Origin of the sequence: Roseibium sp. (genome assembly GCF_048260565.1) — a bacterium.
GTDB lineage: Bacteria > Pseudomonadota > Alphaproteobacteria > Rhizobiales > Stappiaceae > Roseibium.
This window is the reverse complement of the sequence record NZ_JBLXGP010000015.1, coordinates 87,248-101,716: the sequence shown is the minus strand read 5'-3', so window position 1 is coordinate 101,716 and position 14,469 is coordinate 87,248. Positions and strand designations below refer to the sequence as shown.

The window sequence follows — 14,469 nt, the reverse complement described above, 5'->3', positions numbered from 1 at the left end:
CCCTGTCTGAAACCCCGCTCGAGCGGCGAGACCGCGAAAGAAGACAGAACAATTGTGAATATTTGCCGGAACGATCAGACTCGCAGTCATGGGCAGGTTCCCTCCCGTGTCGCGGAAACGAGGTTCCCGGTTTGCGGGAACATCCGGCTTCAGCACGGTCTCACTAGCACGCCGTTGTGACGTCGCATTAACGTTACGCTAGGGAATGGTACTCGAACAAGAGCTCTGTACCTTTGACAAGGGTCAAATACGGTTACGAAAGGCCGAAAGAAGACCTTCAAATTGTCTGTTCAGCTGCGCCGGAAGACATCAAAAGACGGTTCCTTATTTCCGGATTTCCATCTCCAGAACTGCCGAACTCAGGCATTTTCCATGCGCGTCAAGGGCGAGTGAGCGAGTGACACCTCCATTGAGCGCTCCATAGAGGACAAAATTCAGTGCGCCGAGCTGAGGCAGGATAAAACGCTCGACGTTGGCGATCTCCATCCAATCCAGATGTGAGCGCAGCCTCTCCGACGTCATTTCGGTTTCGAGCAGCGCCCAGTGAGACATGTCATAGGCGATGACCGAAATGTTGGAGATGTTACCCTTGTCGCCGGTCCGCGAATGGGCGATGTCGCGCAGCAGCATGGCTCAACTTTCCAGAAAATCGATGTGCGGAGACACAAGGTTCTCCGGAATCAGGGTGGAGACGATGGCGACGATCTCGCGCACGGACTTGGAGGCACCGCCCCCGGCGGCAGGGCCGTTAAGATAGAGGCTCTCAACCTCGTCACCGATTATGCGCGCGTCCGCAAGGCTGTCCGCACGCGCAGCGAAACGAAGCCGTACGTCCCGCACTGCATAGTCGCCGGGCGTTCCACCGCTCAGGATGGCGTCGATCCCGATGAGCTCGCCTCGGGTTTCGGAAAAACGATGGTGGGTCGCCACCAATCGCTTCTCAAGGATCTCGAGTGCCAGTCGGCCGCGCGCTTCAGCCCCCGGCCCCGCATAAGAAATCTGTCCCTCACCGACATAGGAATCCACATAGCCGAGCGACACCTTCAAGGTACCCGTTTTTGGATGCCCCGTCCCCCCCTCTATCCGGACCCGGTCCGACCCGGCCTGGTTTATACGAACCCCTGAGAAATCCGCGATCACGTCCGGCTGCAAATAGGCCGCCGGATCGTGGACTTCGTAAAGAAGCTGTTCCTTGCAGGTGGCCTCGGTAACCGCACCGCCGGTCCCGGCGAGTTTGGTGATGACAGCATTACCATCCTGCGCCACCTCAGCGATCGGAAAGCCGAGATTGGCGAGATCCGGCACGTCCTTGAAACCGGGATCTGCAAAATAGCCGCCGGTCACCTGCCCTCCGCATTCCATCAGATGGCCGACAAGCGTACCGCGGCCAAGACTTTGCCAATCGTCCATGCTCCAACCGAATTCATGGATTTGCGGAGCGAGGAACATGGCCGGGTCGGCGGCCCGACCCGTCAGGATCACATCCGCCCCGGCAGCAAGCGCGGACACAATGGGTCCAGCACCGGTATAGGCGTTGGCGGAGAGAAACGGTCGGCTAAACCCGCTGGCCGGCTGGCCCGTCTCCAGAATGGGAAAGTCGGACCCGGACACCGCTGCCAGCACATCGTCGCCGGTCACAGCGGCGATCTTCAGACCGCTGATCCCGAGTTCCCGGGCAATCTCAAGACATTTGCGGGCCGCGGCTGTCGGATTGGCCGCCCCCATGTTCGAAATGATCCTGAACCCGTTGCGCGCCTGAACCGGCAGGACCGCGCGCATGCGTCGTTCCAGCATGGGATCATACCCTCCCCCCGGATCGGCCCGGCGGGCCTGCTGGGCCAGAGCGATGGTCCGTTCGGCCAGGCATTCGAATACGAGATAATCGAGCGCACCGTTTTCGGCGAGATCGACCGCAGGTTCGATCCGGTCGCCCGAAAAGCCCGCCCCGGTGCCTATTCTGAGAAGATCCATCATGCAGTTTCCAGGGCTAGCCGGCGCGGCTTGCCGAAGTGCCAGGACAGCGCGAGCAGCAGCCCTGCGATGAGCGGTGCGACCGGCTGCGGCCAGACGGCAAGCGCGATACAGATGCCGAGCACGGCAAAATCCAGGCTGCGGATGGCAAACAGCCTCTGACCACTGAGGATAGCCGGAATGGCGATCACCAGAACCAGGCCGGAGAGTAACGCATCGCCCAGGTCCAGCAGTCCGCCCTGCGCCGTCATGCCCGGATAGAGCAGCAGCAGGAACGGCACCACATAGGTCACCGCCCCAAGGCGAACCGCCTCGAAGGCCGCCGGCAACCAGTTCGTCTGGGCGATCCCCGCACCGACAAAGACCGCGACACAGACAGGCGGCGTAATCACCGAAATCGTGGCGAAATAGAAAACGAAGAGATGAGCCGCAAGCGGATCGATGCCGACCGCGGTCATGGCCGGCGCCAGCACCGCGGCGACCAGCACATAGGCAGCAGTGGTAGGCAGACCCATCCCCATGATCAGACAGACCCCGCCGACGATCAGGGCGACCAGCGGGACGGAGTCCCCCGCCATTGATACGATCATGGAACTGAGCGTGACGCCGATGCCGGTCATGTTGATCATGGAAACGAGAATCTGCGCGCCCGCCAATAAAACGCCGATGATCACCATGCCTTTGCCTGCATCGGAAACCCCATTCAGGATCAGCTTGAGCATCTGCCTGACCGGCATCTTGCCGGCGGACGTGGCGGCAAAGGCAATCAGCAGACCGACGACGCCGTAGAAAGCCGCGGTGGCGACCGAGCGACCGAGAAACACACCTATACCGACCCCCCCGAGCGCGGCCAGGATCGGCAACACCCGCCGCGGGGCCAGGATCGCAGACCAGGCCGGCAGCTCATCCGTCGGCACGAGCTTCAGGTTCTTGCGCACCGAGACGATATGAACCGTGACAAACACCGAGAGATAGAACAACAGCGCCGGCACGACTGCCGCAGCGATAATCTTGAGGTAGGACACCCCGAGAATTTCGGCCATGACGAAGGCGGCCGCACCCATGATCGGCGGCGCGATCTGCCCGCCGCTGGAGGCAACGGCTTCCACCGCCGCCGCAAAAGCCGGCGGATAGCCGAGACGCTTCATCATCGGAATGGTGAAGTTCCCGGTGGTTGCCACATTGGCGACTGCCGAGCCGGAAATCATCCCGAACAAGCCGCTCGCAATGGTCGCTATCTTGGCTGCTCCGCCCGCCTGGCGTCCACCGATACGCATGGCGAGGTCCATGAAGCTCTGACCGCCGCCGGTATGCAGTAACAATGAGCCGAACAGGACGAAGGACGCGATGACGGTCGCCGCCACCCCCGTCAGCATGCCCCAGATACCAAGATCGCCGAGGAAAATCGTCTCGGTTACGAAAGCGCCGTCGAAGCCCCTGTGGGCGAGCGCGCCGGGAAGATGGTTGCCGAGGAGCGCATAGGTCAGGCCGATGACGACAAGAACGGGAAAGATAATCCCGACCGCCCGCCGGCTGACTTCCAGAACCGAAATGACCAGCCCCGCCGTCAGCACCATATCGAGGGATGTCGCCCAGGGCAGGTTGGTCATGATCTCATCGTAGTTTACGACAATGTAACCGCAGGCGACGAGCGAAATGCCGGCGGCGGCGAGATCGATTGCAAGGCCGAGCGGTCGCCACCGCCGGCCATGGCCGAGCGGATAGACCGCAAGGCCCAGGCAGACGACGAGCGCCAGGAAGATCGCCCGTTGGATCAGACTTTCGAACGGACCTGTCGCGGCGGTGTAGAAGACGAAGGCGCCTGTCAACAGGGCCAGTCCGTCACGAAAGCGGCTCAGCACGGCGATGCTCCTGGAACCAGCGGTTCAGTTGGCCGGCTGCAAGCGGGCGGGTATTTCAATGCCCTGCTCGCGATACCACCGGGCAGCTCCCGGGTGGAGCGGTATGGTGGCATATTGCAGTGTAAGCTTGGCCAGATCCGCGCCCTTGACCGAGGCCATGGCCGCGCCCTGGACGTCCTTGTCTTCCATGACCGCCTTGACAATCTTGTATGCGGCGTCCTCTGAAAGTTCCGGCCCCGCTGCCACGCCGACACCGAAGCTCCAGGTGGAATAGGCGGGAATGCCTTCCGCGGCTCCCGCGGGAACGTCGACCAGGGAGACATCAGGCATCTTTTCTGAAAGCGTTGCCTTCTGCGCATCCGACAGGCCGAGAACGCGGATCGGGGTAAAGGTGGCGATGTCGAGCGTCGAGCCGTCGAGCTTCAGCCCTGCCCCGGATTTCACATAGCCCGCAACCCTGTTGTCCTTGATCATGCCGACGATATCCGTCGTCGATCCACGCACATAGTCGGCCGACAGGCTGAGTGCCTTGAACACGGCTTCGGTGGTGGCTTCCGTTGCCGAACCCTTGATGCCCGGGTTGAAGCGGACACCCTTCAGGCCGTCGAGGCCGGTCACTTCGGAATCGGCTCGCACAATGACGTTCTGCGGTGCACCGGTATAGACCCACAGCAGGCCCAGCTTCATCGGCTTGCCTTCGAACTTGTTGGTACCTGCGACGGCATGTTGGGCGACGTTGGTGGTCACCAGACCGAGATCGATCTGGCCGCGCTGGATACGGCGAAGATTGTCGAGCGTGGCACCGGTTTCGACGACCGACGCTTCCAGACCGTCGGCCTTTTCGTTCACCAGTTTGGCGACGGCGACGAAATAGCCGTAATGGCTGGATGACGCCGAGGTGGAGCCGATGAGCAGCTTTTCCTGGGCTGCTGCCGGCAGGCCGAGGCCCAGCGCAAGGGCGCCCGCAAGCGCGAAATGTGAAAAACGCATGTAAGAATTCCTCCCAAGGGGCCCGCGATACGGGCAGTCAACTAAAGGCGCAAACAGCAAGGCTCGGGATCACTCCCTCCCCGGTCCTTCTTCAGTTCCCGATGGAACCTGCGCAACAGCCAGACTGTTACAAGTCTTTTGTTGCGTGAAGTGATTTATTGGAAATAATTGTTGCATGGAACGCAACAAATTCGATCTCGAGGAACTGCGGGTCTTTTGCGCGCTTGCCACAGGCGGCGGATTTCGGGCCGTGGCCGACGACATCGGCCTGTCCGCCTCCGCCCTGAGCCGGCAGATCGCCCGTCTGGAAGAGCGGCTTGGGACGCGGCTCTTCAACCGGGACACGCGCAATGTATCGCTGACGCCGCAAGGGGAAACCCTGCTGCGCCTCGCCGAGCGGGTCCTCAATACTGCCGCAAGCGTAAGCGTGGAATTCGACGCCTATCTCGCCGCCCGCCGGGGACGATTGACCATCGCAGGTCTTCCCTCCGTGACCGCCGGCCTCCTGCCTTCCATCGTCGCCCGCTTCCTGGCGGAACATCCCGATGTGGATGTCCAGATCAACGACGCCCTGTCAGACAGCGTCATTCGCAGCGTCGAACAGGGTGAGGCGGATCTGGGCTTTACCGCGGGTGCGGTGGAAACATCCGACCGGATTTCCTTCCGCAATCTCCTGTCGGACCGGTTCGTTGCCGTGGGCGCGGCCGGCGGTACGCTTTCTGAGCGGCGGAGCTACACATGGAGCGAACTGGTGGATCTGCCCTTCGTCGCCATGGCTCGCGGGACAAGTGTGCGCAATCTCACCGACGCCGCCTGCTCCCAACTCAATCTCCTGTTCCGTCCGCGGTTCGAAGTCGCCCACCTGGCGACTGCAGGCGCCTTCGTTGCGCAAGGGCTCGGCGTCACTGCCTTGCCTGTACTGACCCTGCCGGTATTGCGCTCCGAAAGACTCGTATACCGCCCCCTGACTGACCCGGAACTCGTCCGTCAGGTCGGCATCATCTGGCGTGCAGGCCACGTACTCTCTCCTGCCGCCACGGCCTTCCTGGATCTCGTCCGCGGCACGGATCTCTCCACGGAGGTTCAGGAACCCTTTATGCAGGAATACTGAAGAAAGAGGATTGCCGAACCCGGTAAAATCGCGGGTCATGTCATGGATGGACAGCGCCATGGACGCTTTCGATCATAACAGGATACGGCGTTTCTGCGATCGTTTCTGCGCCCGGCAGGACAGTCAGGGTTTTACGAAATCGCTGTCCAGGAAAAACTCATCCGATCAGTTTTTGCGTCCGTCTTTCGTCTTCTAACGTAGCACTAATCGACGGGTTCCACCTTCACGGCCGGCTTTTCAATTTCGGTTTTGACAGCATCACCGTCGGATGGTTTGACCGCTCCCGTCGACTTCCGGCTCCCGGCAGGCAGTTCCGCCTTCTTGTCCTTGGCCTTGGCCGCCTTTGCCGCTTTCTTGTCTTCTTTTTTCGTTTTCGGATCGGGTATCGAAACCCCTTCCCGCCTGAGATAATTCAGGAAATTTTCGGAGAACGTCGTTCGGTACCGCTCGGGCGGAACAGTCTCCAGGATCAATTGTACCCAATAGATCGTGAGACCCGCTATTTCGTCCCAGACCGTAACGTCATCGGTGACGCGGCAATGGGGCGTTACTTCCGCTATGACCGTCTGCGTGCCTCGCAGAAGTGCCCAGTTCGAAATCGAATATTGCCGGATGTTGGCCTGTTCCGCATCCGATCCGGAGACCGTCCGATCTGCTTCGCGCGGATCATTTCCAATATTGCAGACCATATGAGCCTTGGCAAAGGCCTGTCCGGGATCGTTCGGATCGTATTCGTCGTCCTTCTCCGCATTCGAGATGCGTCCCCGCGCCTCGATACGCAATGTGGCAATCAGAGCCACAGGGTCTGTGCCGCAGGCCGTGATGGGAAACGTCATCTTGACCGGCGTACCGGTGACGTTTTCATCCTCGATGATGGCTTCGAGCGTTGCAACGCCATCCTTGACCGCATTGATGATGACACCGGGTGCTGGCACCGTATTGCTGGACGCAAGCGAGATGATTTTCGAAAGGAATGCCAGCACGTCCTTGAGATCGGAGGTATCCGACGCGACGGTGGAATAGGTCGCATCCAGCTTGATCTCCGCCCGGGAGTAGCAATCCGTTGAAGTGCCTTCGGGTGTCAGGTGAACGGAAAGGTAGCGGCTCAGGTCCCCCCCGGTAATATTATAAAGGGGCAGAAGCAGGCTCAAATCGCTCCGCTTGAGTGAGTCTTCGATGTCGGACTTTTTGACTGTGAAACCCATTTCCTTTCCTCCCTGAAACGGCTTCATGCGCAAGGACGGATCTCAAATGGCTTTGCAGGAACCCGGTGAAAATTGCCGGCTTCGGCTCTGCCGCCGCATAGCGCTGGATTGATCGTAACACAATGCGCAACGAAAAGCTGCGGAAACGCTGGATTTCTGCCGAAAGCGAGAAATCGAGGTAACTCCACGCAGTCGGAAATGGCGGTTGTCGATCCTAAGTCCCGATCAGTCGGAAATCCGTTCCTGCCTGTCCGATTCCCCTTGTTAAGCCCGATGGGTACCAAGGAAATGGAACCGCGTATATTTCCAGTCTATGCTCCCGCCATGCGGCCCAAGTTTCATCCTTCGCTCGTCAATGACCGCTTCGGGGATCCGGCGCTCTTCATCGATTTCCTGCAGGAACGGCGGGCGATCTTGTTCGATCTGGGGGATATTCACACCCTCTCGCCCCGGCAGATCCTGCGCCTGAGCGACGTCTTCGTCTCCCATACCCACATCGACCATTTCATTGGCTTCGACCGTCTGCTGCGGGTGCTGGTCGGGCGCGACAGGGAGGTGCGGCTTTACGGTCCGACAGGCTTTATCGACCGGGTCGAGGCGAAGCTTGCCGCCTACACCTGGGACCTGGTCGAGCGTTTCAAGACGGAACTCGTCTTCACCGTCACCGAAGCCTGTGCCGGGCCGGAGACTCGTATGGCGCAGTTCCGCTTCTCGCGCCGCTTCGCCCGCGAGGATCTGGCGGTCGGACGGGTCGAAAACGGCGTTCTTCTCGCCGAACCGGCGCTTACCGTCACTTACGCGGAACTCGAACACCACTCGACCTGCCTCGGCTTCGCCCTGCAGGAAAGCACCCATGTCAATGTCTGGAAAAACAGGATTCAGGAACAAGGCCTTACGACCGGTCCCTGGCTTGCCACATTAAAGACCGCCATCCACGAAGGCCGGCCTGACGACACCCCGATCACCGTGGAACGGGACGAAGGGGCCCCGGACGACCTGCCGCTTGGTTTCCTGCGTGAGGAGATTGTCTCGATCGAGCCCGGCCAGAAGGTCGCTTACGTCACTGACGCGGTCTTCACGCCAGCCAACGAGACGGCCATCGTCGCGCTTGCCCGCGATGCGGATATCCTCTTCATCGACGCCGCCTTTGCCAAAGAAGATGTCGAGCTCGCCGCACATCACGGCCATCTGACCACAGCCCAGGCGGGCACCCTGGCGCGCCGTGCCGGGGCGGCGCGCGTGGAACCGTTTCATTTCTCGCCCCGCTACGAGGAGTGCGAAGCGAGGATGATCGATGAAGTTGACGAAGCTTTCGGCGGCGATTGAGCCGAACGGGCGGAAGTCATCGCCCTACTGTTTCGGCCCCCCGAGCGGAATGGTGACGGTCAGAAAGCCTGCGGTGCCTTCCAGGCGGTTTTCGACGGCAAACTCCCTGTAGACCTTGATCCGGGTCGAAACCGGCGTTGACCCGATCTGGAAATTATATCCCAGGGTGCCGCCGAGCGCGGCGACACGACCCTGGAAATCGCCCAGGTTCGCACCGGTCCCGCTGTCGCCGGTGACCTGCTGGTAAAAATACCCGACCAGCCCGGCATTGAGCTGCGGCGAAAAGGTCTTGGTCACAGAACCCTCGAAATGGAATTCCGTTCCTGTCGTATAGTTTGTCGCCGGATTTTCCCCGTTGAAGGTGAAGCCAGCGACCCCTGACACTTCCCATCCGGTCTGCGGATCGAAATAGGTAACGCCGCCATTGAGGTCCAGCCCCCAGCGATGGAAGGCAACGTTTGCGATCTCGCCCTCCTGGTAATCGCCGATTGGCACATTGACCAGAAAGCCGGTCACCGTGTGCCAGTTGCCATTGTGCCAGCCGAGAGATGCGCCCAGGACCGGGTCGCCGATCGTGAACACGGAATCGCTAACGCCCGCGCCGAGACCGCCGCCGGCAAGCGCGAGCGACGCGTCCACGTTCTGCCCGCCCCAGGGCAAAGTCGCCTGGAACGCCAGACTGCCGCCGAAGAAATCGCCGGGGATCACCCACAGCCCGGTCGCCAGATCGATATAGGCGGTCGCATCGATATTGGCGACGATCCTGCCGCCAATGGGCACGTCCCGGCTGGCGCCGGCCGATCCGGAATAGAAATAGGCATCATTCTGGAAGTAGACACCGGGACCCGGAAGAACCGCCGCAAAGGGCCCCTTGGACCCGAGCAGGTAAAACCCGACGCCGCTTTCAGCGGCAAGCGCGGACCCGGATCCGGCGATTGCGGAAAAACCGAAGGCAGCTAGTGCTGCCAGAGAGCCCCTCTTCATCCCCTGCCCTTATCCCCTCTCCAATGGCCGCACCCAATCACGAAAGTCAATTGTGCTGCCGGAATACGGCCGCACGGTTGACCCGTACGAACCAATGCAGGCAGATGCATCGAGGATGGACGCCAATGCGCCCGTCCCGTTTCACACATGATTTACGGCTGTCCCTTTTCCAGGAACTCCTTCACCACATTTGACATGTCGAAGCTGGCGCCACCCTGCACCGGCGGATAGTCGGCCAGTGTCTTCAGATGCGCCTGCATCAGCACGTTCATGGGCTGGAACAGCCAGGACACCTTCTGGGTCAGGTGGCCGTAGGCGTCCGTGCTGTCATAGCTCTCGAACGGATCCATCCGCAGATTGAATATCAGCGGCATCGTCCGCGGAACCACGTTGGCGTAATAATCTTCCTTGGTGGAGAAATGGAATTTCCACGGGCCCATGCGGACCGCCGTCAACTTGTCCTCGTAATAGTAGAAGATGCTGTTCCGGTTGGATTGATCCTGCTCGCCTTTCCAGTAAGGCAGGTTGTTCACGCCGTCGATATACTGCTGCTTGCTCTCCATGACATCGGCATTGACGTCCTCGATGCCGGCTGCTGCGGCGAGAGATGTGAACATGTCCTGGTGCGCCTGAATGCCGTTCAGGGTCTTGCCGGCTTCCAGCACGCCGGGCCAGCGCAGCATCGAAAGCACACGGACACCGCCTTCGTAGGTGGTCATTTTCTCGCCGCGGAAGGGCGTAGTGCCGCCGTGCGGCCAGGAGGAATGCTCCGGTCCGTTGTCGGTCGAGTACCAGACGATGGTGTTTTCAGCGAGCCCTTGTTCATCCAGCCAATCGAGGACGAGGCCGATATCGTGATCATGCTGCAGCATGCCCGAACCGTAATAGTCGGCCTCCGACGTATAGGTCTCGGCGGCATAGCGCCATTCATCATTGAGACGCGTGTAGAGATGCATGCGGCTGGTATTGAGCCAGACAAAGAACGGTTCCCCGGCTTCCTTGGCGTTGCGCATGAATTCCTCCGCAAGCGGAATAACCTCGGCGGCATCAAAATTCTTCATGCGTTCCTGGGTCAGCGGGCCGGTGTCCTCGATGGTCTGCTTGCCGACCCGGCCGAACCGCGGATCTTCGGTAGGATCATCGATTTCAGAGGCAAAACTGTGAATGACGCCGCGGGTTCCGAACCGGGCTTCATAGTCATCCAGATTGCCGGAGAAGGCCTTGCCGAAGCGCTGGTAATCCCGCTGTTCGGCCTCTTCCTGAGTGTTCAGGTGATAGAGATTGCCGAAGAATTCGTCGAACCCGTGAACCGTCGGCAGATGTTCGTTCCGGTCGCCCAGATGGTTCTTGCCGAAATGCCCGGTCCGGTAGCCGACCTTCTTCAACTCTTCGGCCAGGGTCGGCGAGGCCGCTTGCAATCCAAGGGTCGCTCCCGGCTGGCCGACCGTGGTCATGCCGGAACGGATCGGGTACTGGCCGGTGATGAAGGCCGCGCGGCCCGCCGTACAGCTCGGCTGGGCATAGTGATCGACAAACTTCAGCCCTTCATTGGCTATCCGGTCGATGTTGGGTGTCGTATAGCCCATGGTTCCCATCCCATAGGCGGAGACGTTCTGCCAACCGATGTCATCACCCCAGATAACAAGGATATTGGGTCGGACCTGGTCCTGTGCGGCGGCAGATCCGGACAACGCCAGAACCGTGCCGAAAATCGCGACAGCAGTCTTGAAACCATTTATGAGCATGAGCTTACTCTTAGCGTTGGAAAAAGTGAGAGCGGCCCACTCAGAGCTGTATCCCTCACGCCCCGCCCCCCGATCGAGCGGTCGGATCGCCACTGAAAGCGTTTCTTTCAATCCGGCAAAAATTACGTAGCGTTATATTACTCGCTACATAGTTGCAGTTTCAAGGCATATCGCGCAAAAAAACTTCATAATTCACGTAATTAAAACGGCGCTCTTTAATCAACTTGTCACAATAGCCGTGACCGAAGCGCTGGCGTCAGGAATACCGCAATCCCCGGCAAATAAACCAATAAGGATAAATGGTTCCGACCCGGCTCGTTTGCGAGGCCGGGCACCAAGGCTCCCGGATTTAACGACGTGAGTTCGCCTGCCGGACAACGCCGGCAGGCATTGCTTCATCAACATCGGAAAATGGAGACGAGACCGTCCCCCGCTCAACTTCCGTCGCTCTGCATGTCCAGGGCACGGCTCAGCGTCAGGGCGAGCAACGTGCAGATCGCTCCGGATATCAGATACCCGCCGATGAAGAAGATGCCGAACTCTGTGGCGAGGCCAAGGGCAACCAGCGGGGCGAAGCCGGCGCCCACCAGCCAGGCCAGGTCGGAGGTGAAGGCAGCACCCGTGTAACGATATTTTCTGGCAAACCGGAACGAGACCGAACCCGACGCCTGACCGAAGGACAGGCCGAGAATGCCGAAGCCGACGATGATATAGGCATCCTGCGCGCCCGCGCCCGCCTCCAACCAGAACGGCGTGGCGAAACTGAAGACCGCGATGGCAATGGCGCCTATCAGAAGCTGCCCCCGCCGGCCGATCCGGTCCGCCAGCAGCCCGGACAGAATGATGGTCACCGCACCAACCGCCGCGCCCGCGATCTGCACGAACAGGAAATCGCCCGCCGACTGGCCGTTGTTGAGATAGACCCAGCTCAGCGGGAAGATCGTCACCAGATGGAACATGGCGAAACTTGCCAGCGGGACGAAGGCGCCGAGCAGGACATCACGCCCATGCACACGAAGCGTTTCCAGCACAGGCGCGGCCTGCAGCTCGTCACGATCGAGCGCCGAGCCGAATTCCCCCGAAGCGACCAGACGCAGGCGGGCGAACAGCGCCACCACGTTGACCGCGAAGGCCACGAAGAACGGATAGCGCCAACCCCAGGAAAGGAAATCCGCGTCCGACAGGTTGACATAGAAGTAGCCAAACAAACCGCTGGCGAGCGCAAAGCCCAGCGGCGCGCCGAGCTGCGGGATCATGGCGTACCAGCCGCGACGGTTCGCCGGTGCGTTCAGCGCAAGAAGGGACGCAAGCCCGTCCCATACGCCGCCCAGCGCGAAGCCCTGCCCCAGCCGGAACAGCGCCAGCAACAGCACGGACCAGACCCCGACCGTGGCGTATCCTGGCAGGAATGCGATGGAAGCGGTCGACCCGCCCAGGAGAAACAGTGCAATCGTCAGTTTTGTACCGCGACCGTAGGAACGGTCGATCCACATGAAGACGACGGAGCCCACGGGTCGCGCCAGGAAAGCCAGCGCGAACACGGCAAAGGAATAGAAGGTCGCCGTCAGCGGATCGGCGGCGAAACCGAAGACAAGCCGTGGAAAAACGAGCACGGAGGCGATGCCATAGACGAAGAAGCCGAAGAATTCCGACGTTCTTCCGATGATCACACCCATTGCGATGTTGCCGGCCGAAACCTGCGCATCGTCATGCATCCGGCGCGCATCGCGCTCGAAATCCGCTGATGTTGGATATGCCGACATAGTCACGATTGGCCTCCTCCTTGCCGCTCGGTCCGTCACTCTCTTTGCCAATGTTTGGACGAAGCGGACGGCAACGCAAGCGCGTTTTGCCCAAGCCCCCGATTTTTCTTTGATCAAAATCAAGGCCATAACGCGACATCCGGTCGCGCCCCTCTGCATTATTGCGAATATCGGCACATCCGGCCAATTTCTGCCCTTTTGCCAGCTTAATCTCACCCAAGGTCAGGCATTCGCACCGCACCAATTTTGCTGCGCCGCGACAAAACACCCCATCGGCCTGGATCGAATCCTTCTTTAGTCGAATACGGGAACCTACCTACTTATCTGGACTTCACCATGCCAAGGCTGTTCAAGCTCCTGCGACTCCTCAGCGTGCTCGCAGTGCCCTTCGTTCTGTCGGGCTGCAATATGGTGGTCATGTCACCCTCCGGCGACATTGCCCTTCAGCAGCGCGACCTTATTCTCATTGCCACCGTCCTGATGCTGCTGATCATCATCCCGGTCATGGGCCTGACGATCTTCTTCGCCTGGCGATACCGCCACTCGAACAAGGCCGCCACCTACGACCCGGAGTGGCACCACTCCACCCGCCTGGAAGTCATCATCTGGTCGGCGCCGCTCGCGATCATCATCATCCTCGGCGCCGTAACCTGGATCAGCACCCACAAGCTCGACCCCTACCGGCCGCTCGATCGTATCGCGGCGGGCAAGCCTGTACCCGAAGACGTCAAGCCGCTGACCGTTGAGGTCGTGGCGCTGGACTGGAAATGGCTGTTCTTCTACCCGGAATACGGCATTGCCACAGTGAACGAGATGGCCGCCCCCGTGGATCGGCCGATCGAATTCAAGATCACCGCCTCGTCGGTCATGAATTCCTTCTACATACCGGCGCTCGCGGGCCAGATCTACGCCATGCCCGGCATGGAGACCAAGCTCCACGCCGTCATCAACGAGCCGGGCGACTTCGAAGGCATTTCGGCCAATTACAGCGGTGCCGGCTTCTCCCACATGCGGTTCCGCTTTCACGGGTACGACAATGCAGGCTTTGAAAGCTGGCTCGAGCGGGTGAAGCGAAACGGCACAGCGCTCAACCGCGACACCTATCTGAAGCTGGAAAAGCCGAGCGAGCGGGAACCTGTGCGCTATTACGCCTCGGTGGCCAACGGGCTCTACGAGTCCATCCTGAACATGTGCACCCGTGAAGGCACAATGTGCATGAACGAGATGATGCACATCGACCAGATGGGTGGCGGCGGTGTCGAGAGCGAGGAAAACCGCAAGCGGCTCGAATACGACAACCGTTTCGACGACAAGGCCAACAAGGAACTGGCGGAACTCGGCCCCTACACGCCCTGGAGCGGATTGAACCCGGACATCTTCGGCCGCTGTACCCTGCCGTCCAGGGACATTCCCCGCGCCGAGGCCCGAAACGAAACCGTTCCCACGGCGGCCGGACTTCTTTCAATCCGCCGCGACCGTATCTGACGACGGCCTAGGCCGTAGAACCTGGAC

At 60.3% G+C, this 14,469-nt stretch carries 12 protein-coding genes; 3 read left to right on the top strand and 9 right to left on the bottom strand.

Features of this window, described 5'->3' with window-relative positions; genetic code table 11:
- Positions 1-324: 324 nt before the first annotated feature.
- Genes ACN0SO_RS23655 through ACN0SO_RS23640 form a run of 4 tightly spaced genes read right to left on the bottom strand, consistent with a single transcriptional unit; the run spans position 325 to position 4,823 of the window.
- Complete coding sequence (locus ACN0SO_RS23655; protein ID WP_417681747.1) at positions 325-630, bottom strand: hypothetical protein; 306 nt, start codon at positions 628-630, stop codon at positions 325-327.
- 3 nt (positions 631-633) lie between these two features.
- Positions 634-1,971: an acyclic terpene utilization AtuA family protein gene (locus ACN0SO_RS23650; RefSeq protein WP_417681745.1), complete on the bottom strand. Its 1,338-nt coding sequence runs from the start codon at positions 1,969-1,971 to the stop codon at positions 634-636.
- The gene (locus ACN0SO_RS23645) at positions 1,971-3,833 is read right to left on the bottom strand and encodes a TRAP transporter permease (RefSeq protein ID WP_417681743.1); all 1,863 of its coding nucleotides are present in this window, start codon (positions 3,831-3,833) and stop codon (positions 1,971-1,973) included. The genes ACN0SO_RS23650 and ACN0SO_RS23645 overlap by 1 nt, the downstream gene beginning before the upstream one ends.
- 24 nt (positions 3,834-3,857) lie before the next feature.
- The gene (locus tag ACN0SO_RS23640) at positions 3,858-4,823 is read right to left on the bottom strand and encodes a TAXI family TRAP transporter solute-binding subunit (protein ID WP_417681741.1); all 966 of its coding nucleotides are present in this window, start codon (positions 4,821-4,823) and stop codon (positions 3,858-3,860) included.
- A gap of 175 nt (positions 4,824-4,998) precedes the next feature.
- Between ACN0SO_RS23640 and ACN0SO_RS23635 the strand changes: the two genes are divergently transcribed.
- A complete protein-coding gene (locus ACN0SO_RS23635; protein WP_417681739.1) occupies positions 4,999-5,934 on the top strand; it encodes a LysR substrate-binding domain-containing protein in 936 nt (311 codons plus the stop codon).
- 203 nt (positions 5,935-6,137) lie between these two features.
- Here the strand turns inward: ACN0SO_RS23635 and ACN0SO_RS23630 are convergent, their stop codons facing one another.
- Positions 6,138-7,139: a hypothetical protein gene (locus tag ACN0SO_RS23630; protein WP_417681737.1), complete on the bottom strand. Its 1,002-nt coding sequence runs from the start codon at positions 7,137-7,139 to the stop codon at positions 6,138-6,140.
- A gap of 288 nt (positions 7,140-7,427) precedes the next feature.
- Between ACN0SO_RS23630 and ACN0SO_RS23625 the strand changes: the two genes are divergently transcribed.
- Positions 7,428-8,465, top strand: coding sequence for a ribonuclease Z (locus ACN0SO_RS23625; RefSeq protein WP_417681735.1), 1,038 nt, complete (start codon positions 7,428-7,430; stop codon positions 8,463-8,465).
- A gap of 24 nt (positions 8,466-8,489) precedes the next feature.
- Here ACN0SO_RS23625 and ACN0SO_RS23620 read toward each other — a convergent pair whose 3' ends face one another.
- From ACN0SO_RS23620 to ACN0SO_RS23605, 4 genes are all read right to left on the bottom strand, one after another.
- Complete coding sequence (locus ACN0SO_RS23620) at positions 8,490-9,449, bottom strand: SphA family protein (RefSeq protein ID WP_417681733.1); 960 nt, start codon at positions 9,447-9,449, stop codon at positions 8,490-8,492.
- Between the two features lie 152 nt (positions 9,450-9,601).
- Positions 9,602-11,194, bottom strand: a complete 1,593-nt coding sequence (locus ACN0SO_RS23615; RefSeq protein ID WP_417681731.1) for an arylsulfatase — start codon at positions 11,192-11,194, stop codon at positions 9,602-9,604.
- A 434-nt stretch (positions 11,195-11,628) separates the two neighbouring features.
- Complete coding sequence (locus ACN0SO_RS23610) at positions 11,629-12,966, bottom strand: MFS transporter (RefSeq protein WP_417681870.1); 1,338 nt, start codon at positions 12,964-12,966, stop codon at positions 11,629-11,631.
- Positions 12,902-13,177, bottom strand: coding sequence for a hypothetical protein (locus tag ACN0SO_RS23605; protein ID WP_417681878.1), 276 nt, complete (start codon positions 13,175-13,177; stop codon positions 12,902-12,904). The genes ACN0SO_RS23610 and ACN0SO_RS23605 overlap by 65 nt, the downstream gene beginning before the upstream one ends.
- A gap of 116 nt (positions 13,178-13,293) precedes the next feature.
- Here ACN0SO_RS23605 and cyoA point away from each other — a divergent pair, with 116 nt between their 5' ends.
- Positions 13,294-14,442 (top strand): ubiquinol oxidase subunit II, encoded by a 1,149-nt coding sequence (cyoA, locus tag ACN0SO_RS23600; RefSeq protein WP_417681729.1) that lies wholly within the window; start codon positions 13,294-13,296, stop codon positions 14,440-14,442.
- Positions 14,443-14,469: the final 27 nt, after the last annotated feature.

Bases quoted from the DNA above. Each gene is read 5' to 3' on its own strand.
- ACN0SO_RS23630 (WP_417681737.1), bottom strand. From the start codon at position 7,139: ATGGGTTTCACAGTCAAAAAGTCCGACATCGAAGACTCACTCAAGCGG.
- ACN0SO_RS23635 (WP_417681739.1), top strand. From the start codon at position 4,999: ATGGAACGCAACAAATTCGATCTCGAGGAACTGCGGGTCTTTTGCGCG.
- ACN0SO_RS23625 (WP_417681735.1), top strand. From the start codon at position 7,428: ATGGAACCGCGTATATTTCCAGTCTATGCTCCCGCCATGCGGCCCAAG.
- ACN0SO_RS23615 (WP_417681731.1), bottom strand. From the start codon at position 11,194: ATGCTCATAAATGGTTTCAAGACTGCTGTCGCGATTTTCGGCACGGTT.
- ACN0SO_RS23620 (WP_417681733.1), bottom strand. From the start codon at position 9,449: ATGAAGAGGGGCTCTCTGGCAGCACTAGCTGCCTTCGGTTTTTCCGCA.
- cyoA (WP_417681729.1), top strand. From the start codon at position 13,294: ATGCCAAGGCTGTTCAAGCTCCTGCGACTCCTCAGCGTGCTCGCAGTG.
- ACN0SO_RS23650 (WP_417681745.1), bottom strand. From the start codon at position 1,971: ATGGATCTTCTCAGAATAGGCACCGGGGCGGGCTTTTCGGGCGACCGG.
- ACN0SO_RS23640 (WP_417681741.1), bottom strand. From the start codon at position 4,823: ATGCGTTTTTCACATTTCGCGCTTGCGGGCGCCCTTGCGCTGGGCCTC.
- ACN0SO_RS23655 (WP_417681747.1), bottom strand. From the start codon at position 630: ATGCTGCTGCGCGACATCGCCCATTCGCGGACCGGCGACAAGGGTAAC.